The following is a 22,568-nucleotide window of genomic DNA, read 5'->3' as shown; positions in this document are numbered from 1 at the left end:
TTATTTGATTTTAATTAGGAACCACGAAACTCAAAGTCCGTGTTTAGTAATGGGAAATTGAATTATGAAATTAATTCAAATAATATATTAATGAAATATTTTGTATTTATTATACTATTATGGTAATATTTTGTATGAAGGAAATAAAATCTGAGAGGAATTGATAAAATGAAAAAGGTAATATTAACAGCTTTTGCTACTACACTAATCGTTACTAGTGGCCTTAGTGGAGCGCAAGCAAATGAAAATGCTCAAAACAGTGGAGGTTGGAGTGAATCACAAGGATACTTTATCAATGATGGTTTTACAACTACATATAGTGCAAATTTTGAGGACTTAGTTTCCCCACCATCTGATAATCCAGGATTTGCTGCAGCTGCTAGTTCTACTCCTGATTCTCATGAAGGTAGTGTACTAAGAAAAACAATTGCCTCAGGGAATGAAGACGTCCATGCTGTTTATGGTAAAACAGTGTGGAAAAATCAACCTCACTATACAACAGCTCAATGGGAGAAGACTGATGGTACAGTAATATCTACCTCCGGAAGAAAATTCTGGAAATCATCTACCAGTACATCTGAAGCTACTTCTCCATATATCTCGTTAAAGACATTTCGAAATGAAGAAGCTAGAACTTATTATTCCGTAGACTAAATTAAAGTTAAGCCTAATTGTAATTTTTATTATAGTTAGGCTTTTATATCTTTAAAAATTTATATTAACAAAGTAAGAGAGGAAACCTGTGAATAAAAAACAAAAAAGAACTATTTTTATTAGTATTTTTACGCTTCTAATTTTCTTTTCTTTTGTTTTAACTATATATAACCTAAAACAGAAGGAAATTAATGAACTATCGAATCAATATTACACTTCAAATCATTTTAGACTAATAGATAAAGAACCTAATTTGAATAAATGGCGAGAAGTGCTAGACTCCCAATATGATTACAGAATATTTATAGAATACAACAATGTTTTTCGTCACTTTATTGATTTTAATACTTCTTGGTCACCTCCTATGCAATCGGGTGTGTTTTTTAAAGAAAATGAACAAAGAAATACTGCTGTTATCGGTAAAGAAATGAAAGATTATGTATACTCCCATAATGGTTTAAAGTATGTTGATTTTGAAGGCACCCCTTATGAAGTGATAGGTGTAACAGGAGCCTCTTACGCTAGTTACTCAGATTATTTAATCCTCCTAAATTCTAGAGATATTCCTATGAAAGATGATGCCAAAATAGTTATAGATGGTCCGAAGAAATCAACGCTAAATAAAATTAAGAATAAGATATTAGAAGAATACTCCTCTGTAGAAACAGTTGATATTGAAAATAGAGGACTAACCGAAACGGTTAATTCTACATCATTTGGTAAAATGTTTAGTATTAGTTCTATTACTTTAATCATTTTCAGTTCAATTCTTTATTTGTATTTTTGGCATGTGCAAGAAAAGCAAAAATTGAATATCTGTATTATTCTGGGAGTAAGAAAAATCAATATTATAAAAGATTATATGAAAACAATATTAATAAATTTATCAATATCAATATTAATTGCTTTATTGTTGTTAACTATCTTCGGGAGAATAATGAACGTTTTTCAAATGATATCAATTGAAATAATAATGATTTGCTTATTGTTTCTATGCTCAGCAATGATGGTAATTTTTATTTTTGTTTATATGGAGTTTTTGAGTAAGGGGAGGAAAATATAAGTGTTATTAAAAGAATTATGGTTCTATTTTAAAAAACATAAAGTAATTACACTTGGAATCTGTATAGCGATGTCTAGCTTGCTTATTATTCTAGGCACGTTCTTTTCTTTCTCTTCTCATTTAAAAAATGAAATAAATGACTTAGGTATAATCTATCAGGATAAAAAAATTTATCAGTTAATAGATGGATATTATGAACCTCAAGATTTTCAAAATTTCTTTCGTTCTGAAAATTCTTTGGAGTCACTAAAAAAATTTTATAACGGATTAAATGAGAATAAGAATTTTCAATATTTAGCTATGTTTGACCAACATATACTTGCAGAGGTTGACACTAAAGATTTATCAGATAAACTCCAAAATAATCTTGGCATTGAAAGCGGGATGTTAGAAGGAAGAGAGTTTCTAACTATACCGTCTATACAATTAAATGAACAAGCTATGAAATATTTTAATGTAGAAGTTATAGAAGGTCATGCATTCACAACTGAAGATTTTAACAATGATAAAGAATATATGAATATATTATTGGGGAGTAAATATCAAGGTTATTATAAACTTGGGGATGAATTATGGATTGATTTTTATGGGAAATATATGAAAGTGAAAGTTAAGGGCTTCCTTAGCACTGATAGTAGAATATTTTATCAAAATGAAACAGAATTTTATTTGAAAGATTTTTTTGTACTCCCATATTTGAATTATAGTAATCCAATAAATGAAGAAGATGCTATCTTTCAAAAAAGAGTATATTTCTCAATGATTAATGGGTACATAGTTACAGGAGATACTGGAAATCAAGAAAAAAATATGATGGACCATGTAGAAATTTTATCGAAAGAATCTGGGGTAGAGGAATATAAGTTTATAGGATTAAATCCTCATTTCCAGAAATACAATGGGTTAATGAAAAGTATGGAAGCAAATGCTGAATTAGTAGGAATCGTATTACTGTTAACAATTGTCATTACAATTGTTATTATTAATTTAATCCTTCTGATTCAACAGAATAAGAGATTGAAAAAATTTGCGGTTCATTTATTAAATGGAGCAACGAAAAAGCAAATAATTCAACAGTTTTTAGTTGAAATAAGTATTATAACTTTTATTTCATATATAATGAGTAACCTGATTCTTCAGTATTATTTAAGGATTGGTGGAATTAATATCTATATTTATCTATTCGTAATGTCCTGCTTATTACTAATATTATCATCTATCTATCCAATCTATCGCTTAAACAGATTTGGAATTACTAACTTTTTACGATACGAGACCCATGAAGAGGGGAAATAAATATGCTTCTTACACTATCTAATGTAAAGAAAACTTATTGGAACGGGAATAAACAATCAATAATTTTAAAAAATGTGAATTTGCAAATAAAAAATGGAGAAGTTATAGCAATTAAGGGACGAAGTGGTTCAGGAAAAACATCTTTGTTAAATATAATTGCAGGGTTAACAAAATGCGATAGTGGACAAATTCATTTTAATTATAATGATATTACCAACCTATCATTTGATGAGCAATTAGAATATAGAAGAAAAAATATTAGTATTATTACTCAACAATTTAATTTACTTGATGATCGAAGTGTTTTTGAGAATATTGCTTTGCCTTTAAATTATGAAAAGGTTAAAAAAGATGAAAAGAAGAAAAAAGTACAAGAAGTTCTAAATTCCGTAGGTATGAAAGATTTCGCATATCAAAAAACCTTAAATCTTTCAGGTGGAGAAAGACAAAGAATTGCTATAGCTAGGGCATTAGTAAAGGAACCATTGTTACTAATTGCAGATGAACCTACAGGATCTTTAGATGTAGAAACAGAAAAGGAAATACTTGGGATTATTGATGATTTGAAGAACAAAGGGGTTACAATTATTATTGTTACCCACGATGATAATGTAGCTAATATTTGTGATACTGTTTATGAATTGGTTAATGGTGAGTTACATGTTATTTCATCGAGTATTAAATAATATTTTTACACTCGTGTCGTTTAACCAATTTCAATCAGTAATTTTTAATTGAAGTTCTAGTATGATGAGTGAGATAAAAGAATAGTCACAACCGCCAGCAGTGACGGTTTCTTTAAACCTTAAACTCCACACTGTCGGGTAGACAGTAGTAATTATATAAATGCGTTAAGCGGTTTGAGCTCTGAATCTAAGGGGCTTAGGCCGTTTAATCGTCTCTGGCAACGATCATAAATAAAAATGGATATAGTCATTAATACTTTTTTACTCTTGTACTTATGTAGATAAACTTCTCACACTTCAATGTGCTCAAAATACTTTAATAGAACCATTTAAAGATGTTTCATGGTATGAAGAATCTCCTGTTGAAGTAGCTTTTTTACGCTGCGTCCACAATCCTTCAAATGGTCAGGTCACACAATTTTATCATTTGTTCTGTCTTTGATTTAGTGGTCTTTATCGGTACTTAGGTATACATTTTTATTATATATTTACAGTTAATCCTTGTGTGTACACAACTTAATTGTACCCTAGTTTAAAGTTAGTATCTAATTTATGTAGGGCTGGGATATAAAATCAGTTGATTTAAGGCTTAAAAAGCGAGTGCCTTCCTTTATGCAAAAGAGGAAGGCACTTTTAAATTATGGCTCTTTTAAAAAAATTTTACTGTTCAATTAGTAAGGCAGAGTTAATCTACAAACGTTTATAGATTAACTCTTTTTTGTTTTGATGTGTTTTTTTATTTATTGATATATACATTATAAATCCTTGTTGCACTAGTGTACCACGTTAGTTAATTAATAATATATTTTTCCACTAAATAATGGTAAAGAGAAAAAATTATGAAATGCATGCAACAACACAACCGACCATAATGAACCTGTCTTTTTATAGACAAAACAAAAAGTAAACCTATTGCAAAAACATATATATGGGTCCCAGCTATTAAGAAATCATAGAAACCAGCATTGTAAATCCAAATTGGGTAGTGAATGACCAAAAATAATAAAGCAGTTACAATATTTGCTTTCCGAAAAGCCATTTTTTTATTGATTTCTTGTAAAATTATTCCCCTGAAAACAATTTCTTCGGCTAGTCCTGCCATAAGAATACCATTAAGGTAATCATCAATTGATAATGAAAATTGAAATGATTGCTGATTAATGCTATATGTTTCAAAAGCAAAATATAAGCCAACTAACAGTGAAAGAACGACTCCCCAAAATAAACCATTTTTAACATTAACGTTCATTCTTAAGTAGTCGAATGAGTTAGTATGTAAATAATATTTTATGTATAACCAAGTTGGAACAATCCATACGATCCCCTTAACCAACGCTTCTAATAATGGAGAAATTATTTCACCAAACGAATAAATATAGTCAATTAACCTTAATTCTTTAATTGCCCATACTAAGTAAAATAGGAGTAGAAACCCTATCATCGATTTCACATCATTATTTTTCACTTTACTTTCAATACTTAATTGCGATTCCATTTCTACCTCCATTAATGTAGTTATTTCCTATTGTTGAATCTTTACCAAGCTTGCTTTTGGGAACGTAATTTAAGTTTATTATGTATAGCTAATGAATCACTTGTGTATTTTTCGGGTAGTAGCTGAAACCTAAACTTAGGCATCTCGTTTACGGTAAAATACAATAGCTACTGTAATAAAAATCAGTGTCCATAACATTGAAATACCTGTCCCTTGCATTGCTGTAAGGACATTTATTTCATCCGAGGAAGGAGGCATATACATATAATATCCTGCCGTATCCGGAAAATAATTTTTAATACTGGGTAAAAAATCTCTCAATAATATACTGACAATGAAATCACGACCAAGCAGTACCACTAAAGCAGGAGTGGTTCGCCTGAGTAGAACACCTATAGCTGCACTGAGAAGGGTGGTTAATGTTAGATAGCCGGTTGCACCTACTAAAGTTTTTATCATAGCGTCTATTTCAATCACTAATGCTGTGTCTCTCATCATAATAAAAGAATATAGTACACCTGATGCAGAAATAATAAACGCCATAGGAATGGTTACAATTGCTAAAGCTAAATGCTTCGCGGATAGTTGAAACCCTCGCCAAGGGATCGTAGTTAAAGTAGTTCGAATCTGTCCACCCGTATACTCTGAACAAGTAGCTAAGATACCTAAAATAATGAACCCTGCTTGAAGATATCCCAGAGAAGCAAGTCCTATTTTCAGTATACTTTGCGTTCCTGCTGCCCCTTTTAGTCCCACTTCAACAGATATTGTCGATTAGTAAGAGCATCTGTCGCTGAGTGGTATCCTGCATTTGAAGCAATATTGGACCATTATCTTTGAAAAACATTTAGCCATATGTCAACTTCATATGATTAAATGTTTTTATTTTTATAAAATTTTGGAAAAATTGTATACTTTTTTGTTTTACAATTGTTATATAGGTGAGTGATCACTACAAACTAAATATGGATATCCAAAAGTTGGTGAAGTTTTGAATGATATATGGGAGCAAATACTCCTTGGACATGCAAAAATTGTATTTAAATATCTAATTAAAATTGGAGCTACGAGAGAAGATGCAGAAGATATTACACAAGAAACCATCATGAAAACTATTGAATGCCTCCAACAAATTGAACCTGAGAAAATACGGGCATGGATGTTTAAAGTAGCAATTAATCGCTACTATTCTCTTTATAACAAAAATACATCCATGGTTACGTTAAGTGAGGTAGATTTAGAACGTTTATTGCCAGTGTTTGAACATGTAGAGAGCAATATATTATCGAAAGAGAAAGCTAGAGAATTGGAAGAAGTGTTGCGTGTACTTCAGCCAACATTCCAGCAGCTACTCATTTTGAAGTATTACATGGAACTATCATATAAAGAAATCAGTGAGATTTTAGATGTGAAAGAAACACAAGTAAAGACGTATTTACAACGTGCACGAAAAAGTTTTAAAAAAATTTGGGAGGAAAAAGGATATGAGCAACGATAAAATAGATGATCTTTTCGATGTTAATAAAATGGAAAAAACGATAAGAAAAGCAAAGTGGAAAGCAAATTGGAGGGTGGTTATTATCTCCAGTATTGTTCTAATCGTTGTCTTCATTGTAGGTTCCATTTTAAATCGGGTTGTTACACATAAATTGGAAACCCCTGTCCAATTTTCTGCTAGTGGATTTTATGAAATATCTGCACCGAATGAATTTATGGGAAAACAGGAACGTTATCAAGGATTTTTAGGGGGAGAAAATCGTTATACAACTTATAAAATCATTGAAGGAAAAGTTGTTTATACAGGTCAAGAAAGGTTTGGATATGGACTGTTCCGAGATGAAAATTTAAATCGGGTAGATATTACATCTCCAATTCTAATTGGTCCAACTTTGCATGAAGAAGATTTACAAAATCAACACTATAATGAATTAGGACAACGAGAAATGGTGTTTTTCTATCCGTTTTTGCAATATAAAACATATCGTAATGATTTAAAATTGCTTGATGATATTGGGGAGGACAAAATCATGGAAGTCGCCCTATCTTTTGATCAAGGTTATACATTTGACGAGGTGCAATCAATGATTTCAAATAATGTAACACTCTCATGGCTTTGGGTGGATGATGTAAATGAAGACACAGATGATTTTCAATATAAATATGTAAATGAAAACGGCGATATAGTTGTATTAGACAATTTACTTCGTTCAGAACACTCTGTCTATGGTCTTTCGCTGCTTGATGAAAATGGCGATAAAAAAGAAGAGCCCGTTCATCACTTTATTGGAGCTATTGAGGTAAATCAACAATTCAAAGCCTATTGGCAAGGAGAATTTAAACGCTTATATGAGACTCTTAGTGGTGCAGACGGTCAATTAACTGCGGATGACTTGCAATATTATGGCGCAGTTGTCACAGGAGATACACAAACCTTATCACAATTAAATGATCTTCCTTTTATTAAAGCTTCAACAATTGGAGTAATTACGGATAAGAACTAAAAATAAGGATAGCAACGAAGAAACGTCCCTATCCTTATTAAATTCGATATAATCTTAGTTCTTTAAAAACTTATAAAGTATGCAATATGAAACTAAATCACGTTCCTAAATGGGATTTTGGATAAACATAGAATTCCCCAAAATACTGTTAAACCAACATTCCTTGGATTTTTCTTGGAATGTTTATACAGCTTTTTATGCAAATATATAACATAGGGCTACCAAGTTCCAAAGAGGCGATGCGAAAATTTCAGTTACTTCGAGCTCAATTATAGGAATGCTAGAGTAAAGCCTTAGTAAATAAGCCCAGAAAATTTTACAATGCGTAAAACTTTCTGGGCTTGCTAGCTCTTCATAGTTTATTTATCGCTCACTAGTTGTGGGGCTGGCTTTAAAAAGAACCAAACAATTAGTAACGTTACAAGTGCTAATATAAAAGTACCCATATAAATAAAATGTACACTGGAAGCCAATGCCTCTTGTGATTTGGTCGCTATGTTTGCTGTTGTTCCAGCATGTCCTCCAGAAGATACAAGGTCTAGGTTTTGAATACCTTGTGCATGGATCATCGTGTTGAACATCGCCCCGAAAACTGCAGCTCCTAACGTTTGGCTAAATGTATTAATAAATGTATTTAAACCAATGGCTGTTCCGCGTGTTTGATTTGAAACCGCTGTTTGAATCGTTACCATGTAAATTGGCGTCACAAGCCCCATGCCTAATCCGAATAATCCAACCCCAACATAAATAAGGAAAGCGGGTGACTCTGTCGATAATGTAAATAATGAGAAGGCGGCAACGGATAGCACGCTAACCCCTAGTAGAATGATTTGTTTCGTATTGAAGCGACCTACTAGTTTACTAGAGAATAATGTACCAACTGTCCACATAACAGGTAGGGGCATTAAAATAAGCCCAGCATCTGTTGCGTTTTTCCCTAACACTCCTTGGCTCCAAATAGGAAGATACATCGTAATGCTGATAAGCATAGCACCAGAGATAAGGGTTAATATATTAATAGTTGATAATGTACGGTTAGAGAATAAGGCTAACGGAATTAATGGTTCCGGTGATTTTTTCTCTATCAATAAGAAAATAATAAATGACACAACGGCAAAGATTAGGAGACTTATAATGGACATGTCTCCCCAGTTGTTTTTGCTGCTACCTGTTAATAATGCGTAAAGTAGAGCGATTGCACTTAATGAGAACACTGTTGCACCAAGATAGTCGATATGATGTTTTGCAGGCCTAATAGATTCTTTGTAATAAATGACAATCATTAAGCAAGCGATAATGCCAAAAGGAACGTTTAAGAAAAAGATGTAGCGCCAAGAAAGAGAGTCAACTAAAAAACCGCCAACTAATGGTCCGATAACACCCGAGACACCCCAAACGGCACTAATCCATCCTTGCGCTTTTGCACGGTCTTTCACTTCGCTATATAGGTCACCAATAATTGTCATTGTAATAGGCATGATGGCGCCGGCTCCAAGACCTTGAAGGGCACGAAAGACGATAAGCTGTTCCATTGAGGTTACAACACCGCAAAGCGCAGAACCGATTAAAAAAATGGCAGCGCCTATAAGTAATACTTTTTTGCGACCAAATAAATCTGCTAGTTTCCCGTAAATTGGGGTCGAAACGGCGGTGGCAAGCATATAAATGGCATACACCCAACTAACAAGTTCGACACCTGACAAATCACTTGTAATACGGGGGATTGCTGTACTAATAATTGTTCCTTCTACAGCAGAAAGGAATGTCATTAACATTAATGACACAATAACTTTTTTTCTCATAGTTTCCCTCTATACTTCCATACAGTTAAATTTATTCAATATATATTACCCCTAAATCTCCCAAATAACAAACCTAGTTTCACTTTGATAATATACCAAGCTAAAGCCTACGATTTTAATTCCCTTTGCGGATACCTTCTTTGTTATTCGTATAGGTTTTGATGAAAAATCCATCTGTCTGTGACCATTCCGCATACAAAATATCCTGAATTGTAGGGAAGCCTTCCTTGCGCAGTTCATCATATAACCATTCTTTGGATTTACCCGTATACCTTAATATTTCTTCGTTAATTTCTCCTTCATCCACAAATAGGAAGTTCATCGTGCCGTCTTTCGTTTTTAAATGAAGCATAGCTGGTGTGATAGTATCAAATTCAGCATATTTTTTTAGACTAACCGTACCACCAGGTTCTAAGTATAAATCACAAACTTCCCGAAGAGAGAAGACACCTTGCTGTCGTAGCATAATCCGTAACTGCTCCATTTCTAGATGATTCGCTTGTAGTTCTTTTAAGTTAAATTCACCATCTCTAATTAAAATTGACGTTTCGCCCTTTAGAAGAACTCTAAATTTATTGGAACGTTTCGATAGATTTTCGATGATGAACAGCAGCATTCCCCAAACGGCAACCGCGAACCATACATGAAGAGCTGAAATTTTGTTATCATAGATGCTTTCTTCCAATATACCGCCAAGAACAATGGAATATACAAAGTCAAAGGGGGTAAGCTGTGATATTTCTTTTTTGCCCAACAAACGTGTCACAAGTAATAAAGCAATTAACCCGAAAAATAACTTCAATCCAATATTCATATACGTCATGACAACAACTCCTCTGTTGATTTTCAATTTGTCCAATCTTTCCTCGCCGCTTGTAGTATCCTTTACCCGTTCTAAAAGAAATTTCATCCTCCATTTGGCTGTCCTTTCACAACCCGTGGTAGGATGATCATTGTGACCCAATTTAGATTAATCTATAATGAAGTTTAATAATTAACTAACTAGCAAAGGAATGAAACGATGAAGATAGAAAAGGGAACGAATTGTCATATAGAAGAAATAGAGTCTTTATATAATGAGTTAAACGACTACCTTGATGCCCATATCAATTATCCTGGATGGAAAAAAGGAATATATCCGATAAAAGAAACGGCAATTAAGGGCATACAGGAAGGTAATTTATATGTGCTGAAAGATGGAAATCATATTGCAGGGACGGTTATTTTAAGACGTGAATAGGAAATGGCTTATTCGAAAGTGGATTGGAAAATACATTTAGATGCTGAAGACATATTGGTTATACATACTTTTGCCGTACATCCGGCTTATCTAAAAAAGGGCATTGGCACAAAAATTATGGATTTTATTATTGAGCATAGTAAAGCCATGAATATTAAGGCCATTCGCTTGGATGTATATGAAAAAAATCAACCTGCTATCAACCTCTATAAAAAATATGATTTTGCGTATATTGATACAGTTGATTTAGGTTACAGTGAATATGGTTTAGAGAAATTTGAACTGTATCAAAAGTTACTATAAAGTTTTAACTAGGGGCTGGGACATAACTAAAAAAATTTAAGAAATAGACGAAAGGTGTTCATGATTTTTTGCTAAATGGAGAACTTAGCTATTCTTGCTTTTGCAAAAAAAATTAGAAGTGTAATTAATCTTGCTATGCCGTTGTTGTCCGCGTCTTACATTGTGTGCTGTTCTGAGCAGGAGTCACCGCCTTCGCTCCAACGACTAGTGAGTCAATCTAACACTTTTTCTCTTTTGTCTCAGCCACTTCTTGGGTCTATCTCCATTAGGTATTCCTTTTATTAGAAAATAATGAATTGACAAAATTATTCGTTTGGTATAAAGTTACAAATAATTGAATGGAGGAGATTATATGTCGTTTTTACAACGTCTAATTTCAGCAACTCAACATCATCATATCCACTAGTCTTGCTATCTTTATTAATTTTTTAATAATGAATAGGAAGACTATTTCTCATGAAATCGTATAACTAAGCCGAAGTTGGAGCTTATGTTAGTACGGTTTTTTTATTTTCTAAAAAAAGGAGCAATGAAGATGAAGAAAATGGATTATCAAAATGTTAGAGGAACGCAAGATTATTTACCAGAGCAAGAACGTATTCGTCGTAAAATCCGGCGTACGTTAGAAGATACTTTTATCACCTATGGGTGTAAACCACTCGAAACACCGATTTTAAACTATACAAACTTAATGGCATCTAAATACGCAGGAGGTGCTGAAATTTTACAAGAGATGTATGTGCTATCGGATCGAGGAGAACGTGAACTAGCATTACGTTATGATTTAACGATTCCATTCGCAAAGGTCATTGCAATGAACCCTACATTACCGATGCCATTTAAACGTTATGAAATTGGCAAAGTGTTCCGAGATGGCCCGATTAAAGCGGGGAGATTTCGCGAGTTTACACAATGTGATGTAGATATTGTTGGAGTTGATTCACAAGCAGCTGAGGCGGAATTGATGATGATGGCATTAGATGCTTTTGAAAAGCTAGAGCAAGATGTTGTCATTCAATATAACAATCGTAAGCTATTAGTTGGCTTACTTGGTGTTTTTGGTGTAGATGCTGATGTGCAAAGTCGAGTAATTTTAATACTCGATAAAATTGAAAAAGTAGGTCATGATGCAGTTTTAGCAGAGTTAACAGAGCTAGGTTTGCAACTTGCTGTTGTAAAGCAAATCGCATATTTTTTACAAGACGATAGAAATAATACACTAGCTTATTTCGGCCAATATGATGAGCCTCTGATTCAAGAAGGGGTAGCCGAAATGGAAGAATTAGAACACTATTTAAATAAGCTTGGTATTACAAAAAATTGTCTATTTAATCCTTTGCTTGCTCGTGGGCTAGAAATCTATACGGGAACTATTTATGAAATGTTCGTACGGGATGGTCGAATAACATCCAGTATAGGGAGCGGGGGTCGTTATGATAATGCGATTGGCGGGCTATTAGGGGGAACCGAAAAGTTCGCTACGGTCGGTATTTCATTTGGGTTAGATGTTATTTTTACAGCCATGATGTTAGATGAACAAAAAAACCAGGAGACATTAATTGATATTTATATCATTCCCATTCATACAACAGTAGAGTCTCTTGTACTAGCAAAAGCATTGCGGAAAGACTATCGCGTTGAAGTAGAGCTTAGTGGTAAAAAATTAAGAAAAGCGATGGATAAAGCAAATCGTGAAAACATTCCTTTTGTCATTGTATTGGGGCAAGAGGAAGTAACGCAAAATCACTATATGTTAAAAAATATGCAGACAGGGGAGACCGTTACTAATACTTTTATTTTCAATGCATGAATGGAACGATAACGAACGGTAAGGGGATAGATTATGGAGATTCGTATTTTAAGTAAATCAGATGCACAAGTATATCAAGAAGTGCGTTTAAGTGCATTAAGAAATAATCCGGAAGCATTTGGTTCCACATATGAGCGTGAAGTAAACGTTTCGTTACAAGAAGTTGCAGAGCGAATAGAAGCAACAGCGGAAAAGTTTGTGCTCGGTGCTTTTCATAACAATGGTTCGTTGGTAGGCATTGTAACTTTTGTGCGTGAAGACAGTCCAAAAATGAGTCATAAAGGGAATGTTTTTGGTATGTATGTTGCACCTGAAGGAAGAGGGGGTGGATTAGGGAAATTACTGATGAGCGAACTAATAAAGAGGGCGAAATGTTGTGAAGGTTTGGAGCAAATAAACTTAACAGTTGTTTCAGATAATAGTTCAGCCCAAAAGTTATATAAGTCATTAGGCTTTGAGGTTTACGGCTTAGAACGCAATGCCCTTCAATTTAATGGGCACTATTATGACGAGGAATTGATGGTGTTATATTTCTAATTTGAAAGAACTTATGATGTCACTTCTATCTTTGACTCTTTCCTCATTTGAAAACCACCCGTCTCATCGCGGGTGGTTTTAATGCCTTAGAGGCTCATTCTATTTTTCCTTGATAAGCTGTAACGTTTTATCTTTAATTTCCCAAATTTGGTCAGCTACTCTTTCTACAATAAGCTGATCGTGAGTAGTAAAGAGCACTGTTCCTTTATAGCCTAGTAAAAATTTTTCCAATGCTTCAATGGTAGCTAAGTCTATAAAATTTGTCGGTTCATCTAAAATAAGGACATTAGAAGGTTTGGCAAAAAGGGCTGCTAAAGAAATTCGTGTTGCTTCTCCACCACTCAGCGCATGTAAAGGTTTTCTAATAGTGGCTTCTTCAAAGCCAAGGTTACTGAGAATCGCCCGAATAAAACTTTCTTTATACTCACTCATCTTCATAAGATACTCTAATATACTTATGTCCCCACTCAGTTTATAATCCATTTGCTGATAAGTGCAAAATGCAATTTTCGAGGAAAGCGTGATACCATCTTGATTATTCATTATATAGTGTAAGAAAGTTGATTTACCTACTCCATTGTCTCCTACTATAGCTATCTTCTTGCCAAGTGGGAATTGGAAATCCTGTTCTGCAAGAAGTATATTGTCTCCAGCTGTAACTGTAATATTATGTCCCATTATTGGAAAACGATTATTTATTTCAAGCTCTTTCACTATCGGAAAAGAAATTGGTTTAGGATCTTTGTCAATATGAATCTCCTCTAACATATCCATTCTTTTCTCTATTGATTTAACGGTTTTCATCATACTCTTTTGAACCGTGTCTTTTTGTTTGGAAGAAGCTAAGCGATTCGGTTTGATATTTCTTTGTTTGTTTTTTTCACTAACGATAGAAATTTTCTTTGCCTGACTCTTTTTCACTTCTACAGCTTCTTGTAATCGTTCTTTTTCTTTTGTGACTTTTTGATATTTTCTTTGTAACTCCAATTTCTCTTGTTGTTTCTGTTCCAGATATTGATCGTAATTGCCGTTAAATTCTTTAATTTTCCCATTCTCTATTTCCCAGATTTTTGTGGCAATTGCATTAATAAAATAGCGATCATGGCTGACAAATATTAAAGTACCGTAGTAATAATTTAATTCTTCAATCATTATGTCAATGCCATTTTTATCTACGTGCGTTGTCGGTTCGTCTAGCAGCAGACCCATTTTATATTGAGAAAGTAACTGAACTAAACGAAATTTTGATTGTTCTCCACCACTAAGTGTTTCAACACTGTTAGTAGGAACGTTCAAGCGGCTAAGTAGTTGGGAATCTAAATAGTCAGCATTCGTTTCTTCCTTTAGCTCGCCGATTTGTTGAAAATAATTGAAATCGACAAATCGTTCAATCTTTCCATTATCAGGTGTAATCGTACCTGCAATGATATTCAATAAAGTCGTTTTGCCTTGGCCATTTTTCCCTACGATACCAATGCGATCATTTTGATAGACGGTTAATTCCTTAGTATCAAAGATTTCCTTGTCCCCAAAACTAATTTGAACATTGTTTAATTTTAAAGCAAGCTCTTCCATTTGTATCCCTCCAGTCTCAAAAATGAAGATGGCATGTTCCTCTTCTTTGAATAAAACGTGTAGATCATGCTAAAAAAGAGAAAATTATTTCCATGGAAATATAAATTGTAGAACGATGCTTGTTTTAGTTTGAGTTTAAAATAAGGTTAGCGTTAGTTGCTTTCTTTTGCATAGCAATTCGTTGTTTTAAAACTCTCCAAACCATATTTCCAACTAATTCTTCCTCTTCTGATTTAATACCAAACAGTCTTATACATGTCATATGTATTAAACTTCGAATAATATTAAAATCAAATCGTTTTTCATTTAATAATTTGTTAAAGTAGTTGGACAATTGAAGCTCCCAGTAGCTCAGTTGTTCTTTGTTGAAAGCAAAATGATGAGCTGGATCAGGATTTGAAGATGTAGCAATATCACTAAATACCAAATATTTATGTCTATTTTCACGGAAATTTTTTGAAAAGTCCTTATTCGAATAACCATCATCCATAATACGGAACTGTTGATGTAGATCTTTGGTATGAAGAGATAGTAGTTTAAAAACAAGATAAATAGCATGATCCACTTTATCTATTTTTTCATCTACTAAACAAGAAGCTAACAAACTAAGAATAAGCGTACTATCAGCACAGAAAAAATCCTCTGCCTCCGACATGGTAGTCAATCCCCCATATCTTTCGTATTCTGGGTCGTACTTTCCACTACTATAATCGATGATATCTCCGGCTATGACGCCTTGTGCTAGATATTCATCGATTCCATTAAATTGAGAAGTTGGAGAAATTCTTAATCTTATATGATGTCTATCATCAAAATAACGAATGTAAAAAGACTTAGTAATTGCACCGTTGGATTTTAGCTCTTTAATAAGCTCATTTAAATAAGTGCCTAAAAAGTCGTCTTGGAGTTCGTGCGGTAAATAAATATTAAAATGTTGCCAGTTAACTTTTCTTTCTAAATTTAATTCTTCCTTTGTTTGAAACAAAGGTAGTTGGACAAGTTTCTTAGGCTTAATCTTTTGTGCGACAAAGTTAAAAACAAACTCAGACATATAATGGTTGCCTTCTGAGTCAAGCGTAATGAAGTTTGCTAAGTTCAATGAATTTTCTTCAAGGTAAATAGTAAAAGAATTATCCGTTTTATAAATATCCCATAAAATATCTAAATCCTCTTTACGATGAGTATCGATTAATATTCTTAGGTCATTACATCTAACAAAAAGCGAATCCGGTATTTCATAAATCGTTTTCATTTCGGTAAACTTGCTGAAAAATTGATCTTGTGAGCGAATATCTCCCATATAATTTTTAATAAGCCAAGATTGAGGGATTAATTCAATGTCGTTAAAGAGAACCTTTGGAAAATGAATAAAGTCTTTCCGTATTTTTTGAATATCAAATAGTAGCGACATAATATTTGCGTAGTAATTGCTACTCCAAAATAGCAAGTCATTTAAAATATGTGGGGAAAAATGTTCGATATTGGATACATTATATTGCTCAAACTTTACTATTTTTTCGATACCACCATCTAATAATGCAGAAAGTGTTATTTTATTATCTTGTATGCTAATAAAGAGCTGCTCTAATGGAACTGATTGTTGATTTTCAGCAGTTCCATATTGAAGATTTAAATTGCCATCATAGCAATCATTCATAATATTATAGTAGTGTTGATTTTTAGGCATATATTTAACGGTAATGACCTCTGTATTAGCTTCTGCAATTTTTCTTCTTTCAATATTTTTCATTGTTGTAAAATAGGCTGGATTTATATAAGAAAAGCGTCCTTCTAAACGTCCAAGTCCCGAATTTCCAGCATACGGGGTTAGTGAAAAGTTGAGTTGTCCATTTCTACTCTCTAAATAAAAACAACTTTGTATTGTTGGAGAAATTTCGCTTTCTATTTTTAGGTCTTCAAAATGCAAATTTGCTATGTCGATTTCTTTTAAATGTCTGTATGCTGCCGTAGATGTTAGTGCTAATAATTGCATTTTTATTTTTTTCTCTAAATCTGAAGTTTTGCGTTCTAGCGAACAATTTTTCTCTCTAATCAATTGATAGTTTTTGTAGAAATCTAAAAACTTTACTTTTGAATTTCCGTACTTTTCTTTAAAAAAATGGATATCAGCTTGATATCTATCACTTACAGGTACCCGTATTGCATAAGTCGATAGGAAATTAACGAAAGGTAAGAGAGTTTTTTCTATAAGACCTTTATCTAAATCAAGATTAATAACGTTAGTTTCACTATCAAAGCGAAGGTAATGTTCACAATTATGAATTGAAGCTAATAGTTTTTCCAACTTGTTTACAGTATCTATATTGAACTTGCTTATAGAATTATTTTGATTTTTTATTAAAGTTCTTATTTGCTTGATCGCATCTTTTGGGAAAGAATAATTTTTCTCTTCAACATAGCGAATTAGAAGTTCGAAGTCTTGAATAAATGTTAAATTGTCTAAATCCGTAATCAAATAGCCACCGTGGATCAATTGTTTCACTACATTTAATAAAATTTTAAATGGTAAAAGAATACGATTTTGTTCTTCGAGTTTTTTGGCTAATTCTTCAACAGTAACGGCATTTTTTGCATGGACTTGAATTGCTTCTAATAGAGAATTTATTTGAATTTTATTTGTATTAAACTTCTTTTTATCATCTAATGTCCAATTATTATATAAAAAATTGGAATTTTGGTAGACCACATTTGAATTCCACGTAACCTGTAAGCTTGCTAAATTTTCATTTTTTAGAGTGGAAATAAATTTACTTATCCATTCTGAGTCAATACTTGTATATACTTTAAAGTCATGTTGAATAATCATTTGATTTGTTGAATGATTTACTTCATCTATAGTATTGAAGTAGACAGATGAAAATAAGCCGAAGGGTGTTGCTCTATATCTAGATCTATTTAAATATTTTCTTTTAGCTAGTGTGGCTTTGTTAAAATTCTCATTCCTTTGCAATTGATGATATAAGCTACTGGAACTAGTAAAAAGTTTTTTATCAAACCAACGATCTTGATTTTCCTCGTTAGTTGAGTGATTCGCTGTTCTTACATTGATATAGGGCATCATTTCATACATGTGATTCACCTCAAAATTATTTAATTAAGAGAGGTTTTCAATTGAGTTATGTTTTTAAAGAATGGACTTTCTCTAATCCGCTATGCTCAAGTATGAAGTCCAGCATTCGATTAAACATAACTTCATGTTCGCGGGCTTCTATATGCCCAACAAACTCAATTGTTTTTATTACTTCTGAAATGGAATTTTGATCTTTGTGTATTGTGATGTCATAAAACCCTTTAAATATTTTGAACAGTGCTTTTTCAAAGAAATCACTATCATTTAGTTGTATGGTGTTTAATAAATCAATCCATTTAGTAGTGTAAAATGAATCTTTTTGTTCAAAGGCTAAAATTAATGCATTGACTACAAGTCTAAAGCCTTCATTTCCATAAGGCCTAGTCTGACTGTATTTATTAAACCTTTGAATACAACGTATAAGAATAGCATCGATTAATTCTAATGAAAAAACATACATACTATTTGTAAATAGTACTAGTTCATAATGAGTCCAAAATTCAGTACTGATTAAATACTTAAATAAACTGCTTTTTTTGCCATCAATATCCTGCCCCAACAACCTACAAATCCTGAAATTCAGAAGATCAGTCATATGTTCATTTTTTAAACCAGTAAAATCTGCCTCTAGTTTCTTCCTTAAAGAGCGCAATTCTTGAATATCCTGCACTCTATATGCTCTAGATAATTCTTTTAAAAAGCAAACTACTTTATCACTCGCATAGTCGCTATGAATTAAGAAAAACTCATTAGGAGAAATATGCAATCTATCCATAAATAAGGATAGATTGTGGATACTAGTGTCAGTTTGACCGCTGGCAAAACGATGATAAGCAGCTCGAGTCACTATGCCATCACAAAGATCCTTTATTTTAATCTTTTTACCTTCTCTTATCATTTCAATTGTAGGACCAAACATAGCAAAACCTCCTAAAATGTATATATTTGTATACATTTTACCATTCAATCAATTTATTTCTCTATTATCAAACATATAAACAACAGCGTTTATTCGATTTGAGAATACAGTTTAAGTTGAAAGGAGGTTTTATTAAATGGGTGGATGGATTGATATTTTCTACGTAATTACTCTATTTATTTTTTAATGAGTAGGCTAGGAGGGGCTAGAATTTGAAAAAATCTATTATTTTTGGAATAAAAAATAGAAGTATATTTCTTTTGATTTCTATTTTAATTGTTTCAACATTAATGGGGACAATTATCCAATTTATTAAAGGTGATTTATTTCAAGGAGCACTTGATCAAAATTTAGATAAAGTCTCTACGTATATTTTGATTTTCGGGGTTTTAATTTTAATCGAAGTGCTATTTTACTTTTTAGAATGGAAATATGAAAATCATTTAATTAGAAATACTTTTGCAAAACTTAAAAATTCAATTATTAACAACGTATTAAAGACTAGAGACTTTTCAAATATAAAGGTGAAAAATGAACATCACTTAAATGCGTTAACGAATGTTGTTGATAGTTTAGAGTATCAATATTATAGAAGTTCTTTTGATGCTATTTACTTAACGCTAAGGATCGTTTTCGTTACAACGTCTTTACTTATTATTAATATCTATATTGGCTTGGTTGTAATTGCTTTTATGTTTCTGCCTTTATTGGTAACTAAATTATTCAAAGATAAACTGGCGAATCTTGAAAAAAGCTTTTTAAACCAAAAGGGGGATAACCTCAGCTTTTTTAAAAATCTATTAGATAATCTAAAGTACGTAAGAATTTTAAATGCTGATGCCCTTTTTCGAAATAGGTCTAGAAATGAAATTAATAAAGAAAGAGATGCGGGGTTAAAAACGGAGAATTATAGAATTACATTAAATACAATGTATTCCTTGCTATCATATTCATCTCATTTCTTAATTCTAGCGATATCGGTTTTATTAATTATTAAAGGTCATATTACTCCTGGTGTTACGATTACCCTTTTAGGTTTAGTAGAGCAATTAAGTATGCCGATTTTATCGCTTTCAAGGAGTATAAATAATATAAACAGCACAAAAAAACTAAGAGAAGATATTAACTCCATTATCTGTGTAGAAACAGATAATCTTGAAACAGCGATTAGCTATGATAACGCAATTACTACTAAAAAATTATCCTTTAAATTTGATAATACGGTTTTCAACTATAATGATGTAACTTTCCAAAAAAACAACACACATATTATTACAGGGCAAAGTGGTTTAGGCAAATCTATATTTTTAGAATCAATATTGGGATTATTAAAGAGCAACCATACTGGGGAAATTTGTTATGACAACAATAGTCTTAAGGTTGATAGTAATCCATTTAAAGATATTATGTACATTATGACTGACAACAATCTTTTTGATGGTTCACCTATATTTAATATTTTATTAAGAGATGAGTATAGTGAAGAAGAACTTAATTATATGAAGAAGTTTTTATCAGAAGAGAAACTTTTAAGTGAAGACGTAACAAAACTCTCTAGCGGTGAAAAGAGAAGATTGCTTATTTTAAGAGGATTAATGTCAGATAAATCGACTTTAATTTTTGATGAACCTACTTCTAATCTTGATAGTTTTAATAGTCAAATATTTTGGGATGAGCTGTTAAATATAAAAGATAAAACAATCATTGTTGTTTCGCACAACACACCAGAGGATATCTACGACAAATTTGATATAAAATACGATTTTACAAATTATGTCGATAAGGAGTCTGTGGCATATGTCTAAAGTAATCACGATAGAGGAAGAAACTTTGGAGAAAATTTTCGAAAAATTCGGAATACTAATCCAGAAAAGTGATTCTAAAATATCCATCATAGATATTTATCCTCCATTACCGAAAGAGATCCAATCCAATACGATTGTGAAAGCTAACGGTAAAGCACCTGATGTTAGTAGTAATTGGGCAGTTGGGGAAAACATAGTGGAGTTTGATAATGGTAGTCAGTGGATTTTAACTTTAGAAGACTTCGATTGGAGCCAGATTGTGTACGAAAATTTTACTAGTAATAATCACTTGTTTTTACAATGTATTAGTTTTGATGTCATTCCAGAAATAGATGAACAAATCTATAAGAAAAATATAGTGATCGATTTAAGAGTTAATTTCGGCGGGGAATTGCAGAAGATGATTAATTACTATAATTGGTTTGTTCACACCTGTAAGAAATATTCAATTGCTCATATCTATATACTCGTCTCAAATTCAACATGTAGCTCTGCTGAGTTATTTGCGGATAAATTCAAGGAAGACAAAAATACCACAATTATTGGTAGTAAGACTTATGGAAAAGAGTATATCTATAAACAAATTACCGCCCCCAATAAAAAAGTTCTTATACCTATATCGAAAATAGAAACTGATTTTAATATCGATATTCCTTTTGATTTTAATTATTACTATGCCATTAAAAGCATGGCTAACACCCGTAGCTACAAGCCCCCTGAAATAATGATGCTTTAGCTATCAATTAGCACTATTAAAGGAGGTGAAGACAGATGAAAAAATGGATTAGCCCAAAAATGGACGCATTACAAATCACAAAATTTGATAATAAAATTTTATCAATCGAATCAGCATTATACGCAAGCAGTGGACACCGTGGAGAACTGACACGTAACTAATAGCTCGCAAAAATATAAGGAGGTGAAGACAGATGAAAAAGTGGATTAGCCCAAAAATGGACGCATTACAAATCACAAAATTTGATAATAAAATTTTATCAATCGAATCAGCATTATATGCAAGCGGTGGACACCGTGGGGAGCTTACACGTAACTAATAGCTAGCAAAAATATAAGGAGGTGAACATAGATGAAAAAGTGGATTAGCCCAAAAATGGACGCATTACAAATTACAAAATTTGATAATAAAATTTTATCAATCGAATCAGCATTATACGCAAGCAGTGGACACCGTGGAGAACTGACACGTAACTAATAGCTCGCAAAAATATAAGGAGGTGAAGACAGATGAAAAAATGGATTAGCCCAAAAATGGACGCATTACAAATTACAAAATTTGATAATAAAATTTTATCAATCGAATCAGCATTATATGCAAGCGGTGGACACCGTGGGGAGCTTACACGTAACTAATAGCCAGCAAAAATATAAGGAGGTGAAGACAGATGAAAAAATGGATTAGCCCAAAAATGGACGCATTACAAATCACAAAATTCGATAATAAAATTTTATCAATCGAATCAGCATTATATGCAAGCGGTGGACACCGTGGGGAACTGACACGTAACTAATTTTTATAATTAAGTTGATTTGAAGAGGTGATCAGATGAAGAAATGGATTTGTCCTAAGATAAAAGCTTTATCAGTCAAAAAGTTTGATAATAGGATGTCGTCAATTGAATCTTCTCTATATGCAAGCAATAGTAGTGGTCACCATGGGGAGCTTACAAGAAATTAATGTTATTAAGAAGGGGCTGTGTTAAAAGTTGATTTTAGTATGGGGCAAAAATATTCAACCAGCCTAAAGAGATACGTATAACACAGCCTAATACC

The 22,568-nt window shown here is 32.5% G+C and carries 24 protein-coding genes; 17 read left to right on the top strand and 7 right to left on the bottom strand.

Going from position 1 to position 22,568, the window contains the following annotated elements; genetic code table 11:
* Window positions 1-168: 168 nt before the first annotated feature.
* From I5435_RS21890 to I5435_RS21875, 4 genes are all read left to right on the top strand, one after another.
* Window positions 169-654: a hypothetical protein gene (locus tag I5435_RS21890; RefSeq protein WP_108030745.1), complete on the top strand. Its 486-nt coding sequence runs from the start codon at window positions 169-171 to the stop codon at window positions 652-654.
* An 88-nt stretch (window positions 655-742) separates the two neighbouring features.
* Window positions 743-1,717, top strand: a complete 975-nt coding sequence (locus I5435_RS21885; protein ID WP_108030746.1) for an ABC transporter permease — start codon at window positions 743-745, stop codon at window positions 1,715-1,717.
* Window positions 1,718-3,013, top strand: a complete 1,296-nt coding sequence (locus tag I5435_RS21880; RefSeq protein WP_337982976.1) for an ABC transporter permease — start codon at window positions 1,718-1,720, stop codon at window positions 3,011-3,013.
* 2 nt (window positions 3,014-3,015) lie between these two features.
* On the top strand, window positions 3,016-3,699 hold the full coding sequence (locus I5435_RS21875) for an ABC transporter ATP-binding protein (protein WP_337982975.1): 684 nt from the start codon (window positions 3,016-3,018) through the stop codon (window positions 3,697-3,699).
* Window positions 3,700-4,489: 790 nt separating this feature from the next.
* Here I5435_RS21875 and I5435_RS21870 read toward each other — a convergent pair.
* Window positions 4,490-5,194, bottom strand: coding sequence for a CPBP family intramembrane glutamic endopeptidase (locus tag I5435_RS21870; RefSeq protein ID WP_337982974.1), 705 nt, complete (start codon window positions 5,192-5,194; stop codon window positions 4,490-4,492).
* Between the two features lie 135 nt (window positions 5,195-5,329).
* On the bottom strand, window positions 5,330-5,950 hold the full coding sequence (locus tag I5435_RS21865; RefSeq protein WP_337982973.1) for an ABC transporter permease: 621 nt from the start codon (window positions 5,948-5,950) through the stop codon (window positions 5,330-5,332).
* Window positions 5,951-6,185: 235 nt separating this feature from the next.
* On the opposite strand from I5435_RS21865, the gene I5435_RS21860 reads away from it, so the two are divergent.
* Together I5435_RS21860 and I5435_RS21855 are read left to right on the top strand one after the other, a co-directional pair.
* The gene (locus I5435_RS21860; RefSeq protein ID WP_108030749.1) at window positions 6,186-6,692 is read left to right on the top strand and encodes an RNA polymerase sigma factor; all 507 of its coding nucleotides are present in this window, start codon (window positions 6,186-6,188) and stop codon (window positions 6,690-6,692) included.
* Window positions 6,679-7,695, top strand: a complete 1,017-nt coding sequence (locus I5435_RS21855; protein WP_108030750.1) for an anti sigma factor C-terminal domain-containing protein — start codon at window positions 6,679-6,681, stop codon at window positions 7,693-7,695. The genes I5435_RS21860 and I5435_RS21855 overlap by 14 nt, the downstream gene beginning before the upstream one ends.
* A 359-nt stretch (window positions 7,696-8,054) precedes the next feature.
* On the opposite strand, the gene I5435_RS21850 is transcribed toward I5435_RS21855, so the two are convergent.
* Entirely contained in the window at window positions 8,055-9,497 is a 1,443-nt protein-coding gene (locus I5435_RS21850) for an MDR family MFS transporter (protein ID WP_337982972.1), read from the bottom strand.
* Between the two features lie 115 nt (window positions 9,498-9,612).
* Entirely contained in the window at window positions 9,613-10,320 is a 708-nt protein-coding gene (locus tag I5435_RS21845) for a DUF421 domain-containing protein (RefSeq protein WP_337982971.1), read from the bottom strand.
* A 198-nt stretch (window positions 10,321-10,518) separates the two neighbouring features.
* Between I5435_RS21845 and I5435_RS21840 the strand changes: the two genes are divergently transcribed.
* The 4 genes from I5435_RS21840 (at window position 10,519) to I5435_RS21825 (ending at window position 13,387) form a co-directional block, all read left to right on the top strand.
* A complete protein-coding gene (locus I5435_RS21840; protein WP_337982970.1) occupies window positions 10,519-10,737 on the top strand; it encodes a hypothetical protein in 219 nt (72 codons plus the stop codon).
* A 3-nt stretch (window positions 10,738-10,740) separates the two neighbouring features.
* Window positions 10,741-11,040: a GNAT family N-acetyltransferase gene (locus I5435_RS21835; RefSeq protein ID WP_337982969.1), complete on the top strand. Its 300-nt coding sequence runs from the start codon at window positions 10,741-10,743 to the stop codon at window positions 11,038-11,040.
* Window positions 11,041-11,575: 535 nt separating this feature from the next.
* On the top strand, window positions 11,576-12,850 hold the full coding sequence (locus tag I5435_RS21830) for a histidine--tRNA ligase (protein ID WP_337982968.1): 1,275 nt from the start codon (window positions 11,576-11,578) through the stop codon (window positions 12,848-12,850).
* 33 nt (window positions 12,851-12,883) lie between these two features.
* Window positions 12,884-13,387 (top strand): GNAT family N-acetyltransferase, encoded by a 504-nt coding sequence (locus tag I5435_RS21825; RefSeq protein ID WP_337982967.1) that lies wholly within the window; start codon window positions 12,884-12,886, stop codon window positions 13,385-13,387.
* A gap of 99 nt (window positions 13,388-13,486) precedes the next feature.
* On the opposite strand, the gene abc-f is transcribed toward I5435_RS21825, so the two are convergent.
* The 3 genes from abc-f to I5435_RS21810 form a co-directional block, all read right to left on the bottom strand.
* Window positions 13,487-14,962 (bottom strand): ribosomal protection-like ABC-F family protein, encoded by a 1,476-nt coding sequence (gene abc-f / locus I5435_RS21820; RefSeq protein ID WP_108030754.1) that lies wholly within the window; start codon window positions 14,960-14,962, stop codon window positions 13,487-13,489.
* Between the two features lie 124 nt (window positions 14,963-15,086).
* On the bottom strand, window positions 15,087-18,053 hold the full coding sequence (locus I5435_RS21815; RefSeq protein ID WP_337982966.1) for a lantibiotic dehydratase: 2,967 nt from the start codon (window positions 18,051-18,053) through the stop codon (window positions 15,087-15,089).
* A 46-nt stretch (window positions 18,054-18,099) separates the two neighbouring features.
* Window positions 18,100-18,972 (bottom strand): Rgg family transcriptional regulator, encoded by an 873-nt coding sequence (locus I5435_RS21810; protein WP_024364037.1) that lies wholly within the window; start codon window positions 18,970-18,972, stop codon window positions 18,100-18,102.
* 212 nt (window positions 18,973-19,184) lie between these two features.
* On the opposite strand from I5435_RS21810, the gene I5435_RS21805 reads away from it, so the two are divergent.
* Genes I5435_RS21805 through I5435_RS21775 form a run of 7 tightly spaced genes read left to right on the top strand, consistent with a single transcriptional unit; the run spans window position 19,185 to window position 22,306 of the window.
* The gene (locus I5435_RS21805) at window positions 19,185-20,777 is read left to right on the top strand and encodes an ATP-binding cassette domain-containing protein (RefSeq protein ID WP_337982965.1); all 1,593 of its coding nucleotides are present in this window, start codon (window positions 19,185-19,187) and stop codon (window positions 20,775-20,777) included.
* A complete protein-coding gene (locus I5435_RS21800) occupies window positions 20,770-21,513 on the top strand; it encodes a S41 family peptidase (protein ID WP_337982964.1) in 744 nt (247 codons plus the stop codon). The genes I5435_RS21805 and I5435_RS21800 overlap by 8 nt, the downstream gene beginning before the upstream one ends.
* 35 nt (window positions 21,514-21,548) lie before the next feature.
* On the top strand, window positions 21,549-21,674 hold the full coding sequence (locus tag I5435_RS21795) for a hypothetical protein (protein ID WP_255702602.1): 126 nt from the start codon (window positions 21,549-21,551) through the stop codon (window positions 21,672-21,674).
* 32 nt (window positions 21,675-21,706) lie between these two features.
* Window positions 21,707-21,832, top strand: coding sequence for a hypothetical protein (locus I5435_RS21790; protein ID WP_255702601.1), 126 nt, complete (start codon window positions 21,707-21,709; stop codon window positions 21,830-21,832).
* 32 nt (window positions 21,833-21,864) lie between these two features.
* Window positions 21,865-21,990, top strand: coding sequence for a hypothetical protein (locus tag I5435_RS21785; RefSeq protein ID WP_255702602.1), 126 nt, complete (start codon window positions 21,865-21,867; stop codon window positions 21,988-21,990).
* A gap of 32 nt (window positions 21,991-22,022) precedes the next feature.
* On the top strand, window positions 22,023-22,148 hold the full coding sequence (locus tag I5435_RS21780) for a hypothetical protein (protein ID WP_255702601.1): 126 nt from the start codon (window positions 22,023-22,025) through the stop codon (window positions 22,146-22,148).
* A gap of 32 nt (window positions 22,149-22,180) precedes the next feature.
* A complete protein-coding gene (locus I5435_RS21775) occupies window positions 22,181-22,306 on the top strand; it encodes a hypothetical protein (RefSeq protein ID WP_255702601.1) in 126 nt (41 codons plus the stop codon).
* Window positions 22,307-22,568: the final 262 nt, after the last annotated feature.

The sequence above is a fragment of the Lysinibacillus sp. C5.1 genome (genome assembly GCF_016350185.1).
GTDB lineage: Bacteria > Bacillota > Bacilli > Bacillales_A > Planococcaceae > Lysinibacillus > Lysinibacillus sphaericus.
The sequence above is the reverse complement of the archived record's forward strand: the minus strand, read 5'-3'. Positions and strand labels throughout refer to the sequence as shown.

Excerpts from the sequence above, each read along its gene's own strand:
- I5435_RS21830 (WP_337982968.1), top strand. The coding sequence starts at position 11,576 with ATGAAGAAAATGGATTATCAAAATGTTAGAGGAACGCAAGATTATTTA.
- I5435_RS21790 (WP_255702601.1), top strand. The coding sequence starts at position 21,707 with ATGAAAAAGTGGATTAGCCCAAAAATGGACGCATTACAAATCACAAAA.
- I5435_RS21845 (WP_337982971.1), bottom strand. The coding sequence starts at position 10,320 with ATGACGTATATGAATATTGGATTGAAGTTATTTTTCGGGTTAATTGCT.
- abc-f (WP_108030754.1), bottom strand. The coding sequence starts at position 14,962 with ATGGAAGAGCTTGCTTTAAAATTAAACAATGTTCAAATTAGTTTTGGG.
- I5435_RS21840 (WP_337982970.1), top strand. The coding sequence starts at position 10,519 with ATGAAGATAGAAAAGGGAACGAATTGTCATATAGAAGAAATAGAGTCT.
- I5435_RS21785 (WP_255702602.1), top strand. The coding sequence starts at position 21,865 with ATGAAAAAGTGGATTAGCCCAAAAATGGACGCATTACAAATTACAAAA.
- I5435_RS21810 (WP_024364037.1), bottom strand. The coding sequence starts at position 18,972 with ATGTTTGGTCCTACAATTGAAATGATAAGAGAAGGTAAAAAGATTAAA.
- I5435_RS21855 (WP_108030750.1), top strand. The coding sequence starts at position 6,679 with ATGAGCAACGATAAAATAGATGATCTTTTCGATGTTAATAAAATGGAA.
- I5435_RS21800 (WP_337982964.1), top strand. The coding sequence starts at position 20,770 with ATGTCTAAAGTAATCACGATAGAGGAAGAAACTTTGGAGAAAATTTTC.
- I5435_RS21825 (WP_337982967.1), top strand. The coding sequence starts at position 12,884 with ATGGAGATTCGTATTTTAAGTAAATCAGATGCACAAGTATATCAAGAA.
- I5435_RS21815 (WP_337982966.1), bottom strand. The coding sequence starts at position 18,053 with ATGTATGAAATGATGCCCTATATCAATGTAAGAACAGCGAATCACTCA.
- I5435_RS21870 (WP_337982974.1), bottom strand. The coding sequence starts at position 5,194 with ATGGAATCGCAATTAAGTATTGAAAGTAAAGTGAAAAATAATGATGTG.
- I5435_RS21780 (WP_255702601.1), top strand. The coding sequence starts at position 22,023 with ATGAAAAAATGGATTAGCCCAAAAATGGACGCATTACAAATTACAAAA.
- I5435_RS21875 (WP_337982975.1), top strand. The coding sequence starts at position 3,016 with ATGCTTCTTACACTATCTAATGTAAAGAAAACTTATTGGAACGGGAAT.
- I5435_RS21835 (WP_337982969.1), top strand. The coding sequence starts at position 10,741 with ATGGCTTATTCGAAAGTGGATTGGAAAATACATTTAGATGCTGAAGAC.
- I5435_RS21775 (WP_255702601.1), top strand. The coding sequence starts at position 22,181 with ATGAAAAAATGGATTAGCCCAAAAATGGACGCATTACAAATCACAAAA.
- I5435_RS21795 (WP_255702602.1), top strand. The coding sequence starts at position 21,549 with ATGAAAAAATGGATTAGCCCAAAAATGGACGCATTACAAATCACAAAA.
- I5435_RS21890 (WP_108030745.1), top strand. The coding sequence starts at position 169 with ATGAAAAAGGTAATATTAACAGCTTTTGCTACTACACTAATCGTTACT.
- I5435_RS21850 (WP_337982972.1), bottom strand. The coding sequence starts at position 9,497 with ATGAGAAAAAAAGTTATTGTGTCATTAATGTTAATGACATTCCTTTCT.